Raw genomic sequence first — 19,565 nt, forward strand, 5'->3', positions numbered from 1 at the left:
CGGATCAACAAAAAAAGGATACCCGCCATGGCTGTCACCTCCCCCCTCTCCCCGCGCCTCGTGAAGGGCGGCATCGTCACCCTGGACCCGGACACCTCCGTGGTCCAGAGCGTGATCGCCTTGCAGTACAACCCCGATTCGCTGTCGCGCACGCTGCAGATCCAGTCGACGCCAGGCTCGCCGGACGGCATTCGGGTCGATGCGCTGCGCTTGCGCGGGCCCGTCGTGGAGACCATCAAGCTCGATGCCGAACTCGATGCGACCGATCTGCTCGAATTTCCCACGCAGTTTCCGCTGACGGTCCAATACGGCCTGCATCCGCAACTCGCACAACTCGAAATGCTGATCAACCCGAGCGTCGAAACCCTGCTCGCCGACGACAGCATGGCCAACGCGGGCACGCTCGAGATCATCCCACTGGAGCAACCCTTGACCCTGTTCGTCTGGAGCCGCAGCCGCGTGGTGCCGGTGCGGCTCACGGAGTTCTCCGTGACCGAAGAAGCGTTCGACGCGGCGCTCAATCCGATTCGCGCCAAGGTGAGCCTCGGCATGCGCGTGCTGAACGTGGACGATCTCGGCTTCGAGCACCCGGGCGGACGGCTCTTCATGTCTTATCTGACGAACAAGGAGTCGCTCGCCTCACAGGCCGCGTCGCCGGCTTTAACGGTTTTGGGACTCGGAGGCCTGCCATGAGCTATCCCCTTTTTGCGATGGTGCAACTGGGCGTGGTGCCGCCGGTCACCTTCCCGGCTGACAGCCGCTACTACGGATTCGGCGTGCAGCAATACACCGCGCCCGATGGCAAGGTGATCGCGTATCTCGCGCGACGTATCGTGCCGCAGCCCGGCGCGCCCAACTTCGCGACGATCAACCAGTACACGGTGCACCAGAACGACCGGCTCGATCTGATCGCCGCCAGGTATCTCGGCGATCCGTTGATGTTCTGGCTGATCTGCGACGCCAACGGCGCCATCGCGCCGCACGAGCTCGTCGCGAGCCCCGGTCGCGTGCTCGCCATCACGACACCACAGGGTGTGCCGGGAGGCCTCGGTGCTTAAGAGCGTCCAGCTCTCCTTGATGATCGGGCCCGTCGTTCCGACGACGGTGCCCCGCGTCGTGCTGGATTCGCTAGCGTCGGTCGAGGTCAAGGTGGACGACGTCGGGCCGAGCGGCTTTCAACTCGTGTTCAGCATCGACAAGCAGTCGCCCCTGCAGATCCTGTTCCTGCTGACAGGCGGCACGCCGCTGCTCTTCATGCGCTGCATTCTCGTGGTGACGGTCAATGGCGTGGCGAACGTGCTGATCGACGGTGTGGTGACAAATAATCAGATTTCACCCGGCGACAAGGGCTCCAACTCGACGCTGACGATCACCGGGCGCGACCTCACGGCGCTCATGGACCAGTCCAACCTGAGCGGCTTTCCGTTCCCCGCCTGTCCGCGCGAGGCCCGCGTGGCGCTGCTGCTCGCCAAATATGCGTTCTTCGGTGTGCTGCCGCTGATCATTCCGAGCGTGCTGGTCGACATCTCGCTGCCGATCGACGCGATTCCCGGCCAGCAAGGCACCGACCTGCAGTACCTGCGCTCGATGGCCGAAGAGGTCGGCTATGTGTTCTATATCGAGCCGGGGCCGGCAGTCGGCACCAGCACGGCCTACTGGGGTCCGCAGATCAAGGTGGGTGAGGTGCAGCCCGCACTCAGCGCCGACATGGACGCGTATACCAACGTCGAGAACCTGCACTTCACGTTCGACCAGGAGAAGAACAAGCTGCCGCTCATGTATGCGTATATCCAGGAAACGGGCGTGAGCATTCCGATCCCGCTGCCGCCTGTCACGCCGCTGAATCCGCCGCTCGGCGCGATTCCGCCGATGTACACGAACCTGATTCCGCCGGACCTCAAACCCTTTCGCGAAGATGCATCCAAGCTGCCGTTGCCGCAGGCCATCATGCTGGGACTCGCCGCGGCCGCCAGGAACGCGGAGGCCGTGACCTGCGAAGGAAGCCTCGACGTCACCCGCTACGGCGGCGTGTTGAGCGCACGCAAGCTCGTCGGGGTGCGCGGTTCGGGTCCGGCCTTCGATGGCCTCTACTACGTCAAGAGCGTCACCCATCACATCAAGCGCGGCGAGTACAAGCAGAACTTCACGCTGACTCGCAACGGCCTCGTATCCACAGTCCAGACGGTGAATCCATGAGCTCGGTACCCTCAGGTTCCTCCCCGGCGCCCGCACGCTACTACGGCAAATATCGCGGCACGGTGCTGGTGAATATCGATCCCCTGCAAATCGGCCGCGTCACGGCGCAAGTGCCCGATGTCCTCGGCGAAACGCCGTCGAGCTGGTGCATGCCATGCGTGCCTGCGGCAGGCTCCCAGGCCGGGTGCTTCTTCGTGCCGCCCATCGGCTCCCAGGTCTGGATCGAGTTCGAGCAGGGCAATCCGGATTATCCGATCTGGACCGGCGGCTTCTGGGGTCTCGTCGCGGACGTACCCGTGTTCGCGATGGCGCCGCCCGCCATCCCACCCGGCCAGAACATCGTGCTGCAGACGACCGGACAAAACTCAGTGATCCTGAGCGACGGTCCGACGACGCCGGCAAGCGGCGGCATCGTTCTGAAGGACGCGAGCGGCGCGATGATCGTCGTCAATGCAACAGGCATCTACATCAGCAACGGGCAGGGCGCGAGCATTACGCTCGTCGGCCCCACGGTCGCTGTCAACGTCAGCGCGTTGACGGTGGTGGGCAGCTAGCCCGACGTTTGTCTTCGAGGCCAAAGCCAACGCGGAGGTGTCGCCATGCCGGGACCGATTCTTCACATGGGCGCTGTCATCACCTGCGCGCACGGAGGCCAGGCCATGCCTACGGCGCTGAGCCCCTCGGTGTTCGTCTCGGGAATGCCGGTTGCGACCATCGCCGCGCCCTACAGCGTGGCCGGCTGCGCCTTTGTGCCGCCCACGGGCAACGGGCCGTGCGTCACCGCGCAGTGGATCGTGGGTGCCACCCAGGTGTTCGCGAATGGCCAGCCGGTCGCCATCATGAGCGGCACATCGATCTGCACGCCGACGGGTACGCCGCTCCTTCCCGTGTCCGCGCAGACCCTGGTGCTGGCGACATGACGGCGGAACGCGAGCCATGAACGTCAACTTCCCTTTCCGGTTCGATGGCCGGGGCCGCACCCAGGACCCGCGCGACGACTATCTGCGTCAACTGGTCGAGCAGGTGCTGTTCACCTCGCCGGGAGAGCGCGTCAACCTGCCCGACTTCGGCAGTGGCCTCCTGCAGCTCCCGTTCGCGCCCAACAGCATCGAAATGGCGGCCGCCACCCAGTTCGCCGTACAGGGCGCATTGCAAAAGTGGCTCTCCGGCTACATCAAGGTGATGTCGGTCGTTGCTTCGGCAGAGGAGTCCCTGCTCACCATCACGGTCACCTATGCACCGCTTTCTACCGGCGTCACGCAGGTGCAGACCTTCGTGTACGGAGGTAACGGATGATCTACGCGTGCTGCGACGAACGACGCAAGGCTGCCGTCCTCGGAAATCCCACGCTCAACGGGATCGACTATCTGGAAGTGATCGATCACGAGGCGCTGGCCCTTGGCGGGAGTCCGAGACAACAGACCTTGCTCGTACATTGCCTGAAGAAGGCGCCCTTCGGCCTCACGCCGTCGAACGTGCTGATCGAGGGCGGCGAGAGCGTGACCGGCATCACCGCGGCCTGGATCGCGCCGGCCGTGCCTGCTCCGGCAAACGCCACGAACGCGGAGGCCGACTATTTCGCGTCGCTTGCCAGTCCTGCGAATATCCTCGTGATTCGGACAAGTGCGGCCGGCGACTTTTCGCCGTACACCCTGCGGCTCGTGAACGACGCGGCGCTCGCATCGGAAAACGCCTTCCCGGTGACCGAGGTACTCGACGGATTCGATCCGCAGCTCGCCGCCGTCACGTTCTCATTCAAGGTGGAGTGCGGTCCCGATTTCGATTGCAAACCCCTCGCTGCGCCGTGCCCGCCCGAGCTGCCGGCGCCGCCCCCGATCAACTATCTCGCGAAGGATTACGGCTCGTTCCGCACCATCCTGCTGGATCGCCTCAATCAACTCCTGCCCGGCTGGCAGGCGGCGACCGAGGCGGACATCGGAGTGGTCCTCGCCGAACTTCTCGCCTATGTCGGCGACCAGTTGAGCTACCGGCAAGATGCGGTCACGACCGAGGCCTATCTGCTGACCGCGCGAAGTCGGATCTCGCTGCGCCGGCATGCACTGCTCGTCGACTACCGCGTACACGATGGGTGCAACGCGCGCGCATGGATCTGTCTGACGGTCGCCGTTGCCGTGTTTCTCGATCACGCGGTGACGCGCTTCTATACGTACGCGCCGGGCATGCCGTCATCGCTTGCGCCCGGCGCGGGCAATGAACGGGCCGCGCTCGATGCGGGTGTCGTCGTGTTCCAGCCGATGCAGGACGCGAACCTCTACCCTGAGCACAACCAGATGCAGTTTTATACTTGGGGTGAAAGCAACTGCTGTCTGCCGAAGAGCTCGACGGCTGCCACGCTCCTCGGCAGTTATCCGAACCTTCAGGTCGGCGACGTGCTCGTGTTCCAGGAGTTGATGGGACCGCAAACCGGCGCCGCAGCCGACGCCGACATTCGCCACCGCTGCGCCGTGCGGCTCACGTCGGTCGCCACCCAGAACGCCCTGGGCCAGCCGCTCGTCGATCCGCTCTTCGAACTGGGCAGCGGGGCGCCGATCACCTCGTCGCTGCAACGGCCGACGCCGGTCACCGAGATCCGGTGGTCGTCCGAAGACGCACTGCCGTTTCCCGTCTGCGTCTCGTCGGTCTTTCTCGACGCGAGTGGCCGCGAACAGCAGCTCAGCGGAGTCAGCGCGGTGCTCGGCAATGTCGTGCTGGCCGATCAGGGCCTCTCGATGCCGGGCGTAGCGCTGCCGAGCGTGCCCGAGCCTACTCTGTTTTATCCGCCCTCAGCCACGGCCCGCTGCAATCCGGCTGCGCCCGTGCCGTTTCCCGTGCGCTACCGCCCGCAGCTCCCCGACAGTCCAGTCACCCGGGCGGTGCCCTTGCCGCTCGCCGGCAGCCCGGTAACACCGATTCCCATTCCCCTGCTGCCGAACGGCTTTGTCAGTCTCGTCGATGCCAACGGCTTCATCTGTCTGATGGTCGAAGCCGAAGCCCCACTCTCGTGGCCGCAGTACTTTGGCATCCAGACTCAGAGCAACGCGACAGATCCCGCCAATTTCGATCTGAGCGTGGTCTTCGCTCCGTCTGGGGGTGCCCACGGAGTGACGGGCCCCGTGGTACTCGAACGATTCGCCAATCTGACACTCACGCCGGCCACGCCGAACTACGCCGTCACGCAGATCGACTCGCTGTCGCGCTTCATCACAGTCCCGTCTGGCTACACCCCGCCTGCTGCTACGCCTTCCCCGCTGCCGCTCAAGCTGACACAGCTTTCGCCAGGCGGGCCGATCGACCTGAAGGATTCGGGCGGTGTGCCCTTTCTCAGCATCCAGCCCGTCAATCCGCTCTCGTGGCCAGCGCTTTTCGGCGTGCTGGCCGAAGACGATATCTCGCAGCCGGACACCTTCAATCTGCTCCTCGTCTTTCAGCCGACCTCGGGTGGCGTGGGCGTGCAGGTGCCGGTCGTCGTGGAACAGTTCGATGGGGTTTCGCTCGACAACGTCGCGGCGACCTTCGATGCGGCGTCCGATCTGATTGCGGTCCGCAGCTTCGAGCAGGAACCCAATCCGGGTCTCGCAGCGAGCGCCCTGATGCAGTACGACGCCAACGAGAGCGTGCCGGCGATCACCCTCACCAGCGCCCTGAACGGCGTGCAGTCGTCGTGGACTGCCGAGCCGGACCTCCTCGCGAACGGTCCGGCGGATACCTGCTTTGTCGTCGAAGTGGACACTGACGGCACGGCCTGCTTGCGCTTCGGCGACGACACCAACGGCATGCGCCCAATCAGCGCAAGCTCGTTCACAGCCGTCTACCGCATCGGCAACGGAACGGCCGGCAACGTCGGTGCTGACAGCCTCGTCAATTGCGCCGCCGACCCGCGCATCCTGCATTGCACCAATCCGCTGCCTGCCAGCGGTGGCATCGACCCCGAGACCAACGACCAGATTCGCCGCCGCGCGCCACAGGCCTTCATGACGCAGGAACGGGCCATCACGATGGCCGACTACGCCACGGTAACCGAGACCTGCCCGCAGATCGAAGACGCCGCGGCGGCGCTGCGCTGGACCGGCAGCTGGTACACCGTCTTCATCACCGCCGAACCGACATGCGCGGGCACCTTGCGCCCGCCTTTGCGCCGCAGCCTCATGCGTTACGTCGACCGCTACCGGCTGGCAGGCCAGGATCTGCAGATCGAGGGACCCGGCTACGTGTCGCTCGACATTGAACTCACGGTCTGCGTCGAGCCCGATTACTTTCGGCGCGACGTCGAAAAGGCGCTGCTGCAGGTCCTCGGGAGCGGCACCCGGACTTGCGGCGCACCGCCGCTCTTTGCGCCCGGCCGCTTCGTGCTGGGTCAGACGGTCTACCTGAGCCCGATCTATGCCGCGGCCCGCACGGTGGCGGGCGTGCAGAGCGTGAGCGCCACCGTGTTCCAGCCGCAGGGCGTGAAGACGTCCGTGTATCTGCGGCAAGGGGAGATTCCTCTCGGGCCGTTCCAGGTTGCCCGCATGGAGAACGACCCTAGTCTTCCCGATCACGGGCGTCTCACGCTCGTCATGCAGGGCGGAAAGTGAGGCGCGCATGAACTGCACCGGACTACCTGACTGCACCTGCGACTGTTGCGCCGGCATCAGCGTACAGACGCCGCAAGGCGAGACCAATCGCCCGGGGTTATCGTCAGTCGCCTATCGGACCGGCACCTGGGCAACGTTCAGAGAGTCCATGCTCGCGCGTCTGTCGAGTTCCGACTATCCCGCGCTCGCCTATCTGAAGACGCGCGACACCGACGACTTCAGCATCGCCCTGATCGACGCCGCCGCCGTCATGTTAGACATCCTGACCTTTTATCAGGAGCGGCTCGCGAACGAAAGCTATCTGCGCACGGCCACGCAACTCGATTCGCTCACGCAGCTTGCGAGACTCATCGGCTACCAGCCGTCGCCGGGGGTGTCCGCCGCAACCTACCTCGCCTTCACGATCAAGGCCGCCACCGGCCTGCCCACCGATCCGGCGACCGCAGCAATCACGATTCCCGCCGGCACGCAGGTGCAGAGTGTTCCGGCGCAGGGCCAGTCGCCGCAGTCATTCGAAACATCGAACGACATCATCGCCAAAGCCGACTGGAACGCGTTGCCCGTACAGACGGGGGTGCCATGGATCCCGAAGGCCCGCGAGACGAGCGCCTACCTCGCGGGCGTCTCGACACAACTGCAGCCGGGAGATGCGATCCTGATCGTCGGTGACGAGCGCGCCAACCCGCCCTTCACTAGCGAACATTGGGATGTAAGGCTAGTGAGCTCGGTGCAGCCGGACACCATCAGACAGCGCACGCTCGTCACATGGTCCGAGCAACTCGGGAGTGCGGGCAGCGGTCCTGCCCAGCAGAATCCGGTGTTTTATGCGCTGCGCCAGCGCGCCGCCCTCTATGGCTACAACGCAGTCAATCCGCTGATGCTGGCGAACTCGTCGATATGGGCGCTCTATCTCGCCAAGCTCCTGAATGTCGGGCCGCCGCTCGACTGGAATTTCGGTCAGGACGTCGGGAGCGGAAACTCGCTCGCCAGCGAAAGCCTCGTCGATCTCGACGCTGTCTACGGCAAGCTGACGCCCGGCGGCTGGCTGGTGCTCGTTCGTCCGGACGGCAACACATCGAGGTCGCCGGCCGGGGCCGTGATGCTCTACCACCTCGACTCGGTCACGTCGATTACGCGTTCCGACTATGGCGCAAGCGCAAAGATCACCCGCGTCGCGACGGACACGAATCAGGCGCTTTCCGACTACTATGCCGCGACCCGCCAGACCTCCGTGCTCACGCAAAGCGAGGCGCTCGCCGCGGCCGAGCGGCCGCTCGACCACCCGCTCTATGGCAACAGTGTCGATCTGGAAGGTGTGCGCTCCGATCTCGCGGGTGTCGCCGCAGTTGCGATCGTCGGCAAGAGCCAGAAGCTCTCGGTCAATGCGGGCGTTACAGGGCTCCAATTCGTACCGGACGATGCGACCGGGAAGGTCTCGCTGGGGCAGGCGGACATCATCACGCTGTTGCAGCCTCCGGACTTTCTGCAGCCGGACGGCACGGTCGCCGACTGGAGCCAGGCGAGCGGCACACTCGACCTGTACGTTGCCGACACGAACGGCAGGAGCGGCACCGTCACCGCTGCGCTCACCGACTTCACACTGGTGCCCGCAAGCACAGGCGACCCAGTCGTCCAGGAGGTCGGCCTTGTCGCCAGCGTCTCCGTGATTGCGCAGCCCTACGCGCACACTCGCATCGCCTTGAAGACACCCTTGCTCAACTGCTATGACCGCACGGCGACGAGCGTGAACGCAAACGTGGGTCCGGCCACGGCGGGCCGCTCAGTCGCCGAGGCGCTCGGCAGCGGCTCGGCTGCAACGCCGAACCAGACCTTCACGCTCAAGCAGTCGCCCCTCACCTACGTGCAGGCGCCGACACCGGACGGCAGCGCGAGCACGCTGACCGTCTCCGCGAGCGGCGTCGCGTGGACCGGAGTGCCGAGCCTTTACGGCGAGCCTCCTGCAGCGCAGGTGTACAGCACGCTGAACCTCGCGGGCGGCACAGCGATGATCGAATTCGGCGACGGGACCGAAGGTGCCACCTTGCCCACCGGACAAAACAATATCCTCGCGACGTACCGCGTGGGTCTGGGGTCTGCCGGCAACGTGGGAGCGGGCACGATTACGACGCTGGTCGACCGGCCACTCGGCGTCGGCGGGGTCAGCAATCCGATGCCCGCTACCGGCGGCCAGGACCCGCAGACGGTCGACGGGATTCGCAGCAACGCGCCGCTTTCGGTGCTCACGCTAGGCCGCGTGGTGTCCATCACCGACTACCAGAACTACGCCGCCACCTTCGCGGGCATCGCCAAGGCGTCCGCGAGCTGGATTGCGGGCGGACCGTACCGGGGCGTCTTCATCACGGTGGCCGGCGCGGACGGGGCGGCGCTGCCGCCCGGCAATCCGACGCTCGCGAATCTCGTCCTGTCGCTCAGGAGCTATGGCAATCCGAACGTCGCCATCTTCGCGCAGACGTTCTACGAGACCACCTTCCGACTGTCCGCGGACATCGCCTACGACCCCGCTCATGACGCAGGCGCCGTGCAGGCGTCGGTGCGCGAGACCTTGACGCAGACCTACAGCTTCGCAGCGCGCAGTTTCGGCGAGGGCGTTTCGGGAGACGAGATCGCCGCGCTGATTCAGAACGTGCCCGGCGTGGTCGCGGTCAACGTGACCAAGGTTGCGGTGGTCGCCACCAGTTCGGCCGGCGATCTCGGCAGCGCCGGCTACTCCGTCTCCGCCTACAACGCATGGATGAAAGGCGCGCTGACGACACCGTTGCCACGTCCGTGCTCCGGTTCCGGCACGCGCATTTGCCCTTACGTTCCGGTAGCGGGCCCGGGCACATTGCCGACGCCCGCCGAGATTCTCGTTCTCGACCCTGACCCGAAGCAGCTCGTGCTAGGGGTGATGATATGAATCCCGACCTCTTTCAGTTGCTGCCTGCCGTCTACCGCCTGCGCGACGCCCAGATCGCCGGCAGCGAAACGCTGCTGAGCGCCACCGAGCTCGCCGAACTGAACGCGTTGCAGGCGCTGACAGCGCCGCTCACCGCCGATCAGCAAGCGCTGTTCGACGAACTCACGGCGAAGGCTTCGCGTGGTCCGCTGCAATCGTTCCTGATGGTCATCGCGGAACAGATCGCGGCTATGGCCGAAGACCTCGACCAGCTTTATGACGACCAGTTCATCGAGACCTGCGCGGTATGGGTCATTCCTTATATCGGCGATCTGATCGGCTACCAGTCGGTGAAGGGCGTCGCGCCCGCGGTCGACAATCCACGCTCCGAGGTGGCCGAAACCATCTCGCTGCGCCGCCGCAAGGGGACAGTGCTCGTGATGGAGCAGCTCGCACGCGATGTGACCGGCTGGGGCGCGCATGCAGTGGAGTTATTCCGCGTGCTCGCCGACACGCAGTACATGAAGCACATCCGGCGCGAGAACTTCTATGCGCCCGACCTGCGCCACTGGCAAAGCAGTCTCTACCTCGACACCGGCTTCGACCGGACCGCGCATAAGGTCGACGTACACCTGATCGCCTCGCGGCGCGGCCGTTACAACATCCAGAACATCGGTATCTTCCTCTGGTCGCTTGGCGCTTACAGCGTGACGGACGCCCCCGCGACAGCCGTCCTGTCCATGACGCCGGGCGCGCCGCCGTGCTTCCGCTTCAATCCACTCGGCATGGACGCTCCGCTCTTCCATCGGGCGGTATCGCAGGGCGAGCAGATCGCCGACGCCGCGGGGCCCGTCAATGTCCCGGACCGTTTGCTTCGCCGGGTCCTTTGCGAGGATCTCCAGAAGGGAGTAGGCGCGGCTTACTATGGCGCGGGCAAGAGCCTCGCGCTCGTGAAAAACGGCCAGCTTCTCAACCCTTACCAGATCCGTGTCGCCGACCTCTCCGATACCAGCGGAAGCTGGGCGAACTTACCGTCCGCGTCAGACACGCAGTACGCCGCGCTCATCGATCCCGAGCTCGGCCGAATCGTGCTGCCGAGCCTTCCCGGCGACCCGCAGCCGCCGCAACTCACCGTCTCTTACTATCGTGGCTTTAACGCCGACATGGGCGGCGGGGAATACGCGCGCAGCGCCGACTTCACGGTCACCGATCCCGCGTGGATTTTCCCCTACCCCGATACCGCGAGCCCCAAGCGCTACCTGAACCTGCAGGCAGCGCTCAACTTTGCAGTGAAAGAACTTGGCGAGAACGGCCAGGTCGCCATCGAGTTCGCGGGCAGTGGCGCACAGCCAGCCGGGGGCCCGCTCACCGTCGATCTGCCCGCCGGCACGACGCTGGAACTGCGCGCGGCGGACGGGTCCGCTCCCACGCTGCTGTTAGACGGCGAGTTCGTCGTTAGCGGCGACGCGGCGAGCACCCTCATCCTCGACGGTTTGATGCTGGCCGCGAGCAGTGCCATGTCGCCCGGCAGTCCGTCGCCGACGGCGCTCGTGCATGTCCCGGCATTGCGCCCCGACGGCACCGCGAATCTTCTCGGCACGCTGAGCCTGCTCGATTGCACGCTCGTGCCCGGCTGGTCGGTCGGGCCAGACGGCGAACCGGTCTCCGGCAATGCGCCGGCGTTGATCGGGGAGGCAGCCGGCGTTGTGATCAATGCGGAGCGCTCGATCGTCGGCGCGATCCGCGCCGCACCGCTCGTCACAGTGAGCCTTTGCGACAGCGTGATCGACGCCACGGACAAGACACGAGTCGCCTATGCCGCGCCCGATGGCGAGGCGGGTGGCGGCGCTTTGACGCTCGAAGGCTGCACGGTGTTCGGCAAGGTGCATGCGGTTCTGCTTACGCTGGTCTCCAACAGCATTATTTTTGCGGCGCTTGCGGCGGGCGACACGTGGGCCTCGGGACTCATCGCCGATCGCAAGCAGGAGGGTTGCGTGCGCTTCAGCTTCTTACCGGTACACGCGATTACCCCGCGTCGCTTCAAGTGTGTGGAAGCAGCGCTCGCCGCGCCGCAGCCCTTGTTCTTCTCGCTGCGTTACGGCCACCCCGCTTATATGAAGCTGCTGGTCTCGACCGACGACACGATTCGCCGCGGCGCGTCCGACGGCGGCGAAATGGGCGCTTTTCACTTTCTGCTCGCGCCACAGCGTGAGGGTGACCTCCGGATCAGATTGCAGGAATACCTCCCGGTCGGACTGGAGTCCGGGCTCATCTACCAGACTTGACGTGAACGACAGGAGCCTACCGTGAGCTTCGACAATAGCCGGTTCACCTTCAACCCCTGGAGGGACTTCGCCGGGGTCGTGATGGAGCAGGGCCGGGTGCAGACGGATGCGGACTGGAACGAATGGCTCGCCGAGATCTCGCGCCGCATTCAGGCCGGCACGCTCGACCTCATGGGCCACGCCGTCTACCCGGCGACCACGCCCTACGCGTTCCAGATTGCGGTCACGTCGACGGGCGGCACGCCGTCGATCTCCATCGGTCTCGGGCGCATGTATGTCGACGGGCTTCTCGCCGAGAATCACGGAGCACATGCGACCGCGCAATGGGACCCCGCCCTCGCCGAGATGTCCGGCACACCGCAGCCGCCGCCGTCCGCGAGCGTGAATGCGATCGACTATGCCGCGCAGCCCTACTATCCGAATGCGCCGACAGACGTGCTATCGAAGAGCACTACGTTCCTCGCCTACCTCGACGTCTGGACGCGGCCGGTCACCTGGCTCCAGGACCCGCACCTGATCGACAAGGCGATCGGCGTGGACACTAGCGGACGTCTGCAAACGGTTTGGCAAGTGCGGCTCATGGACGCGACCGGCAAGAACTGGAGCTGTGCCACGCCCGACTCGGACATTCCTTATCCGCCGGGTTCCGCGGGCTTGCTCAGCACGGATGTCGTGCCCAATCCGTCGGCCGGTCCATGCTGCCTCACGACGAGTACCGGCTACACCGGAGTCGAGAACCAGTTCTACCGCGTCGAGATCCATCAAGGCGGCGCACCCAACGCAACAGGCACGATCAGCGGGTCGACTGGCGCGACCTTCAAATGGTCCCGCGAGAATGCTTCCGTCGAAACCGGCGTCACGCTCATCGCCGCCGCCACCAACACGCTCGGCGCTCCGGCGGCGCAACTCACGGTGTTGAGTCTCGGCCGCGATCAGGTGCTCGGGTTCACACCCGGCAACTGGATCGAGATCATCGATGAAGCCCTCGAGCTGGGCAGTGAGCCAGGTGAGCTGTATCAGATCGACAGCATCGACATCGCTGGCAAGACGATCACGCTCACCTCCACGCTCTCCGCGAAGAGCGCCTTCGGCAAGGGTACGCCCGTCACGAAGAGCCACACCCGGATCCGCCGGTGGGACCAGTCGGGCACCGTCTATCAGGAGGACGGAGTGACCGTCTGGTGCGACCTCGGCGCATCCGGCACGGGAGCGATTCCTGTACCCGAAGGGGGCACCACGCTGATTCTCGAGAACGGTATCGTCGTCACCTTCGGCCTGAGTTCCGCCTCCGGCGGCTTCAACGTCGCCGACTTCTGGACCTTCGCTGCCCGCACGGCCGACGGGTCGGTCGAAAAACTCGCCGCCGCGCGGCCACGCGGCATCCATCACCATTACACCAAGCTCTCGGTGGTGTCGCTGCCCAACAGCGCCCCCGACTGCCGCACACCGTGGAATCCTTCGAATGAAATCGACTGCGGCTGCTGCAACTGCACCGTCGGCGACGGGAACGAGAGCATCGGAAAATACACGTCGATCAACACGGCGATCGCGTCACTGCACGCGAACGGCGGCGAAGTCTGCATCCTTCCGGGCCGCTATTTCGAGCACGTCGTGATCGAGAACACTGACGTGATCGTCCGCGGCTGCGGCTGGCGAACCCGGCTCGCCTCCCCCTCGTTCGATCAATCGCCGCCGGCGGCTCCACAACCGGCATCGACACCGACAGCCGCGAGCGGCCTGCCCGCGGTCATTACGGTCGTCGGGTCGCACCATGTCCAGTTGCGTTCGTTCGTCGTCGAAGCGGCCACGGGAGAAGTCGGCATCTTGCTGGACCATGCAGCGGCTCAGACGCCCCCTCCGCCGAACGTGCAAATCGAAGCCATCCAGAAATCGAGCGACCGGGACCCGAGTTCCAGCAACGCCGACATCGCCATCGAAGACATCGTCATCGTGGCGTCGACCTGTCCTGCCATCGCCGGCGTGGACGTGAAGTTACTGAGGATCGCCGGCAATCGCATCGCCATGGAGAACGTACTGAGCCAATACCCGGCGATCTGCGTCAGCGGCGGGCAGATCCGTATCGAGCATAACTGGGTCGGCCTGACGATTTCGGCCGGTGCGAAGGAACAACTTCCGGCGAGCGTCGTGACCGATCTTGCTGCTCCCGCAACGCAGACGCAGGGCTCGCAAGCTCCGGAAAGCGCCGAAATCGCGATCGGGTCGAAACTGCCCCTGGCGCCCGGGGGTATTCAAATAGGAGGTCCGTCGCAGGATGTCCTTGTGGTCGAGAACGAAATCGACGGCGGCAGCGGCAACGGCATCACACTCGGCAGTTTTGCGATTCTCGACGCTAACGGAGACGACTCGGGCAACCTGCCCAGCGTGTTCGTTACGGTGCCCGACAAGTGCAGCACAACGCACACGCTGATCCTGCCGGGCAAAATCGGTTCCGGCTCGAACGAGCAGGCGCTGGTAGCGGGCGGCCTGCTCGCCGACATCCTGATCGCTCGCAATGCCATCCGCAACATGGGCCTCTGCGGGATCGGCCCGGTGGGCTTCTTCGACCTTTCCGAAACCGCTGAAGTCATCAGCATCCAGAATCTCACCATCAGCGCCAACCTCATTTCCCGCACGCTGCTGAGTCCGATCGAGGTCAGCAGGTTCGCGCGCGTGACCTTCGGCTACGGCGCCATCTGCGTGCCCGACGTACAGAATCTCGACGTGAGTGACAACGTCGTGACGGACTTCGGCGAGACGCCCGGCGCCGAAGTGTGCGGTATTTTTCTTCTCAACGCGCAGGCGGCCGTCGTTAGCCGAAACCGGGTGCTGGAGACGCGCGACTGGTCGCTCTCCACTGCCAGCACACAAGAGAGTGCGAGTATCCTGCGCGGCGGCATCATTGCACTGCTGGTCACGCCCCCTGCGTTCGCCGCTCCGAATACCGCCTCGCAACTGTGGTGGCAGTCCACTTCGTCGGACACGCATGGCGCAGCTGGAAACGTGCAGGGGGGTGCGGTGCTGGCAACGCCCGTCTATGAACCCGGGCTTCCCGCTCTGCGCGTCGAGCATAACGTCGTGCGCGTGCCGCTCGCCACCGCGCTCGCGGCCTTGGGGTTCGGTCCGTTTTCGTTCGTGAACAATCACTTCAGTTCGGGGGGCACGGTCACGCTGGAGCGCTCCGCAGCCGTGACCACGGTCGAGATCCTGAACCTCGGCACACTCATCGACTTCGTCAATCTGCTTGGCAGCTTTTCCGGTGCCTATACGGCGGGGAAGACGTCCGATCCGGGCACCGGTAACAAGGCCTTCACCACTTCTTCGAACGGGACAGTGCTGTTCGCCAACAACATCTGCCAGTTGGAGACGCGCGTGAGCGGTCAAAAAGGTTTCGCCTCCGTCATGGTCGCGAGCCTCGATCACGTCAACTTCGAAGGCAATCAATGCTGGGTGGACGGTACGGCTCTGTCCGTCGCTGTCGACGTGCTGGCGATCGGCGCCACACTCCAGGCGAGCGGCAACCGGTTCCAGGAGGCGATCGGATCTGTGTTCGCGTCGGGAATCACGCTGGGCGGTGTGAACATCACTTGCCAGAATCTTTCGACTTTTTGCCTGTTTGCCAATGCGTCGAGCCCGGCCTATTTAAGGTCCACCAACAACGTGGTGATAGTGCCGCTCGACTGCGCGCGGCAGGGCGGCGAAACACTGACCCCTGCAGGCGCCTAGCCGGCACGCTACACCAGAGGAAAACACGTCATGGCGAATACCTCGAAAGCCGATGCGGCGGCTACCAACGCAATAGCGGGCACCGAGCTGGCAGCCGCGCTGACATCGGCGCTAGGTGCGACCGATACCACCGTGGCGCAGCGCGTCGCCACGCTGGGCCTCGTGCATCAGGCGCGTCTTTCGCAATTGACCAGGACCGCAGCCAGCGCAACGAAACAGTACGGCGCCGGCTCGCCGCAGGCTGCCGCAGCGCAAACGACGGTGGACGCCGCGAAGACCACGATTGCGCGGATTGCCGTCGTCAACCAGCAGATCACGACGCCAGCGCCACAAGTCGCTGCGGGCGGCTGGGCACTGCACGGCCGTGTTTTCAGCGCGGCGTTGCAGCCGCTTTCGGGATACTGTGTGTTTCTCGTAGACCAACAGAACGCCTACCAGAGCGCGTACGGCTTCAGCTATACCGACAGCACGGGTTACTTCCTGCTCAGCTATGCGGGTTCGCTGGCCACGACCCAAACGGGCGGCAAGCAGGACGCCACGACAAGCGAGAATGCGGATCAAGCACCTACATCTCTTTTTGTCGAGGTCGTGAACCCGAAAGGCCAGCCGGTGTTAATTGGCACGACGCCGTTTCAGCCGGCCACCGGCGTCGCAACGTACCAGAACATCACATTGCCGCAAGGCGAACAGCCGATCGGCGATCCGCCGGAGGAGATTCACAAGATTGCGTTTCCGAATGGTTGATTTGCTTGAGTCGCCACCGGAAAAACTTTCAGCGCGGCATGCGTGTTGCCCAGACGCAAAAGGTAAGTCCGACAACAAAATAGCAAGGCGAAAAAAGACAACGCCCGCGGCTTGAATCGGGCACAACCGGAAGAACGGATGAAGGCCTTGAAAGGAAACTAACCGCGAGCAGGGCGTGACCGGGCTTTGTCGCAATAAGGGAGCTGCTATGGTGAAGTCCCGAGAACAAACGATCTGATCGATGGAGCAGAACCTGAATCCGGCTGTGGCGAAGGTGCTTAAGCGTCTTCACTATCCGCTTGATGTAATCCTGCTGTGCGTGCGCTGGTACGTTGCGTATCCGCTGAGTCTGCGCCACCTCGAGCAGATGATGGCCGAGCGGGGAATTTCGGTTGACCATTCGACCGTGCATCGCTGCGCGCTCAAACTGCTACCGGTGCTTGAGAAAGCGTTCCGACGCTGCAAGCGGGCAGTCGGCAGGAGCTGGCGTATGGACGAAACGTACATTCGGGTCAGGGGCGAATGGAAATATCTGTATCGCGCCGTGGACAAGACAGGCAACACGATCGATTTCCTGCTGCCAGCCCATCGTGACAAGGCTGCGGCCCGGCGCTTCTTTGAAAAGGCGATTGCCCAGAACGGCGAGCCGGAGACGGTGACGATTGATAAAAGCGGATCAAATCTGGCGGCGCTACAGGCGCTCAACGCTGAACGTGAGGCGCCGATCAGGATCCGCCAGAAGAAGTACCTCAACAACGTCGTGGAGCAGGACCACCGCGCCATCAAGCGTCGCACCCGCCCGATGCTGGGCTTCAAGAGTTTTCGTTGTGCACGCATTATTCTGGGTGGCATCGAGGTGATGCACATGATCATCAAAGGCCAGATGAAAGACGGTGGCATCGCGCAAACTCCCGCCGAGCAGTTTTACTCGTTGGCTGCGTAAGTAGTCCAAACCATATCCAAACGTCCTCACGTGGTATTCGTTATTGCGACAAAATCCTGATCTGGCGATCCGGCAGTCTGTTGATGACAATACCGGAATCAACCGGCTCGTCCTCACACGGGTGGGAAACACGTTACGTTCCGGTCCGGCGACAAAAGTTGAAACGGTTCATCCCCGGTCGAGTATGGAACACAACAGCACGTTTCCCCGATCTAAAACGCACCTGCACGTTGTTGATTTTATTGCTCCACCGGACTCCAGAAATGCACATTAAATCCAGCGCCGAAGACACGAAAACAATTTGAATTCATTGATTAAACTGGCGCTCCCTTCAATATTGACTGCGACGACGTCGACCAGTTGTTCGCGCAAGCGGTCAAAGCGGGTGCGACCGTGGTCCACCCGCTTACCGATCATTTTTATGGCGAGCGCTCGGCGACCGTGCGCGATCCGTTCGGCCACGAATGGCAGCTCGGCGCGCAGATCGAAGCGCTCTCGCCTGAAGAGATGCAGCGCCGTTACACGGCGCTGTTCGACAGGTAGTGCGTTGTTATAGTGGGCTCCTCGCGCTTGATCCCCCGATGCGTGAGCTCTTTTTACATCCCGCCGAACGGCTTCTCCACGGTCAGCTTGTTGGTCACCGAGATCACCCCGGGAACACTCTTCGCGATCTCCGCAACCTGATCGACCTGCGAAGCCTCCTTGACCGTGCCATTCAGCGTCACCGCGCCGCCTTTCGCGGTAATGCCGATATTGCCGGCGTCGATCTCCTTGTGCTTGCCGAGCGCGGCATACACCTGCCGGCGCAACGCGCGATTGGCCTTGCGCGTGTTGGCCGGTGCGGCTGTGCTAGCTTCCATCCCGGTTGCGCCCGGCGCGCCCGACGCTGCACCGGCCGTCTGGCCCGACTGCGCCCATGCGCTGGCGGACGCCGCAAGAATCAAAGTGGCAATGACCAACGCGCGTGCCTGAATGTTTTTCATCGAATACTCCGTTTTGATATGTGTGAGGCAATCAGAAGGCGTGACGGATGCCGACCATTGCTGCCGTGGTCGACATGCCCGGCGCAACAGGCGCGCCATAGATGATCGTCTGATTCATGGTCCCCTTGTTGTCGACATAGCCGACTTGCGCGTAGGCCTTGGTCGCCCTGGAGATGCTGTATTCCGCGCCCACGGCCACTTCACTCGAGTGATTCGCCGAATTGTTGCGATCCTTCAGATAGTAATAGCCCGACGTGATCTTGAAGGACGGATTGAACTGGTAGCCGAGGCCGCCCGAGATCATTTCGAAGTTGTAGGTCGATTTGTTCAGCAGGCTCTGCGCATTCGACGAGCTGAACGAGGCGGATATCGAGAATCCGCTGATCGTGTACATCGCGCCGACATAGTAGAGGTTGTTGTTGTTGCGGCCCGTTGCAGGGGCGGCCGGAGCCGTCGGATAGTTGCCCGGGTACGGATTGGTGTCGTGGCCGCTGTAGTAGACCCCAGCCAGGTTCAGACCGTAGTTCGAGTACTTGAGCACGGCCGACTCGCGCGAACCGCCCTGGAACTGCCCGGGCACGCCACCCGGCGCGTACTCGAGCGCCAGTGACGCGCCATAGAATTTCGGCGAGTTATAGACGATCGCATTGCTGTCATAGAGCGCGCCGATCGGCGCGTTAGTGCTGGTGCCCGGCCAGCCCGCCGCCTGATTCAGACCCAGCCACGCGGTAAGGATACTGCCGAAGTACTGCGCGCCGCGCACATCGGTGTCCGACATCGCATAGATCATCGGGATGATCTGCCGGCCCGCGTCGATCGAACCGAACGGACCCGATCCACCGATGGTCGCGAACTGGTTGAAGACCGCGGTCACGCCCGGCGTGTCGGACAGGCCCGTCTTGCCGTTGTTCGACGTGAACGAGCCTTGCAGCTTGAAGTTGATCTTGTAGCCGCCGCCGATGTCCTCGGTCCCCTTCATGCCCCAGATGCTGGAGTAGATACCGCCATCCTTGAGCTGCCAGACGCTGCCCAGATTCTTCGCAGTACCCGAGAAATTTGCCGCATTGGTGCTTTGATACAGCAAACCGGAATCGAGCACCCCATAGAGCGTCACTGACGATTGCGCATGAGCCGCCGTGGCGAACGTGGCGAAGATTGCCAACACGATAGCGCTGCTTGACTTCAATTTCATTGTGTCTCCTTCGCGTACCGGCGGTGGCG

The 19,565-nt window shown here is 63.8% G+C and carries 15 protein-coding genes and 1 pseudogene; 14 read left to right on the forward strand and 2 right to left on the reverse strand.

Annotation, left to right across the window (positions count from 1 at the left end; all coding sequences use genetic code 11):
- The first annotated feature begins 27 nt into the window (after positions 1–27).
- The 14 genes and pseudogenes from L0U84_RS30805 to L0U84_RS30865 all read left to right on the forward strand — a co-directional run bounded on the left by L0U84_RS30805 (position 28) and on the right by L0U84_RS30865 (position 17,904).
- Positions 28–693: a hypothetical protein gene (locus L0U84_RS30805; RefSeq protein ID WP_233855841.1), complete on the forward strand. Its 666-nt coding sequence runs from the start codon at positions 28–30 to the stop codon at positions 691–693.
- Positions 690–1,058, forward strand: coding sequence for a LysM domain-containing protein (locus L0U84_RS30810; protein ID WP_233855842.1), 369 nt, complete (start codon positions 690–692; stop codon positions 1,056–1,058). The genes L0U84_RS30805 and L0U84_RS30810 overlap by 4 nt, the downstream gene beginning before the upstream one ends.
- The gene (locus L0U84_RS30815; protein WP_233855843.1) at positions 1,051–2,196 is read left to right on the forward strand and encodes a hypothetical protein; all 1,146 of its coding nucleotides are present in this window, start codon (positions 1,051–1,053) and stop codon (positions 2,194–2,196) included. The genes L0U84_RS30810 and L0U84_RS30815 overlap by 8 nt, the downstream gene beginning before the upstream one ends.
- A complete protein-coding gene (locus L0U84_RS30820) occupies positions 2,193–2,750 on the forward strand; it encodes a phage baseplate assembly protein V (RefSeq protein WP_233855844.1) in 558 nt (185 codons plus the stop codon). Before L0U84_RS30815 ends, L0U84_RS30820 begins: the two co-directional genes overlap by 4 nt.
- Positions 2,751–2,795: 45 nt before the next feature.
- The gene (locus tag L0U84_RS30825) at positions 2,796–3,116 is read left to right on the forward strand and encodes a DUF4280 domain-containing protein (RefSeq protein ID WP_233855845.1); all 321 of its coding nucleotides are present in this window, start codon (positions 2,796–2,798) and stop codon (positions 3,114–3,116) included.
- Positions 3,117–3,132: 16 nt separating this feature from the next.
- Positions 3,133–3,492, forward strand: a complete 360-nt coding sequence (locus L0U84_RS30830; protein WP_233855846.1) for a GPW/gp25 family protein — start codon at positions 3,133–3,135, stop codon at positions 3,490–3,492.
- A complete protein-coding gene (locus L0U84_RS30835) occupies positions 3,489–6,770 on the forward strand; it encodes a putative baseplate assembly protein (protein ID WP_233855847.1) in 3,282 nt (1,093 codons plus the stop codon). The genes L0U84_RS30830 and L0U84_RS30835 overlap by 4 nt, the downstream gene beginning before the upstream one ends.
- Before the next feature lie 148 nt (positions 6,771–6,918).
- On the forward strand, positions 6,919–9,687 hold the full coding sequence (locus tag L0U84_RS30840) for a putative baseplate assembly protein (RefSeq protein WP_233855848.1): 2,769 nt from the start codon (positions 6,919–6,921) through the stop codon (positions 9,685–9,687).
- A complete protein-coding gene (locus tag L0U84_RS30845; RefSeq protein ID WP_233855849.1) occupies positions 9,684–11,951 on the forward strand; it encodes a YmfQ family protein in 2,268 nt (755 codons plus the stop codon). Before L0U84_RS30840 ends, L0U84_RS30845 begins: the two co-directional genes overlap by 4 nt.
- Before the next feature lie 21 nt (positions 11,952–11,972).
- Positions 11,973–12,530, forward strand: a pseudogene (locus L0U84_RS44270) (DUF6519 domain-containing protein); the annotation flags it as partial.
- Positions 12,531–15,674, forward strand: coding sequence for a DUF6519 domain-containing protein (locus L0U84_RS30850; RefSeq protein ID WP_233855850.1), 3,144 nt, complete (start codon positions 12,531–12,533; stop codon positions 15,672–15,674). It abuts the pseudogene before it with no gap.
- A gap of 30 nt (positions 15,675–15,704) precedes the next feature.
- Positions 15,705–16,418 (forward strand): hypothetical protein, encoded by a 714-nt coding sequence (locus L0U84_RS30855; RefSeq protein ID WP_233855851.1) that lies wholly within the window; start codon positions 15,705–15,707, stop codon positions 16,416–16,418.
- Between the two features lie 241 nt (positions 16,419–16,659).
- Positions 16,660–17,361 (forward strand): IS6 family transposase, encoded by a 702-nt coding sequence (locus L0U84_RS30860; protein ID WP_233855852.1) that lies wholly within the window; start codon positions 16,660–16,662, stop codon positions 17,359–17,361.
- A 336-nt stretch (positions 17,362–17,697) separates the two neighbouring features.
- Positions 17,698–17,904, forward strand: coding sequence for a VOC family protein (locus L0U84_RS30865; RefSeq protein ID WP_442794090.1), 207 nt, complete (start codon positions 17,698–17,700; stop codon positions 17,902–17,904).
- A 53-nt stretch (positions 17,905–17,957) separates the two neighbouring features.
- Here L0U84_RS30865 and L0U84_RS30870 read toward each other — a convergent pair whose 3' ends face one another.
- Both L0U84_RS30870 and L0U84_RS30875 read right to left on the reverse strand, forming a co-directional pair.
- A complete protein-coding gene (locus L0U84_RS30870; protein ID WP_233855853.1) occupies positions 17,958–18,344 on the reverse strand; it encodes a BON domain-containing protein in 387 nt (128 codons plus the stop codon).
- A 31-nt stretch (positions 18,345–18,375) separates the two neighbouring features.
- Positions 18,376–19,536: a porin gene (locus L0U84_RS30875; protein ID WP_233855854.1), complete on the reverse strand. Its 1,161-nt coding sequence runs from the start codon at positions 19,534–19,536 to the stop codon at positions 18,376–18,378.
- Positions 19,537–19,565 lie beyond the last annotated feature (29 nt).

The organism is Paraburkholderia sp. HD33-4 (assembly GCF_021390635.1).
Taxonomy (GTDB): domain Bacteria; phylum Pseudomonadota; class Gammaproteobacteria; order Burkholderiales; family Burkholderiaceae; genus Paraburkholderia.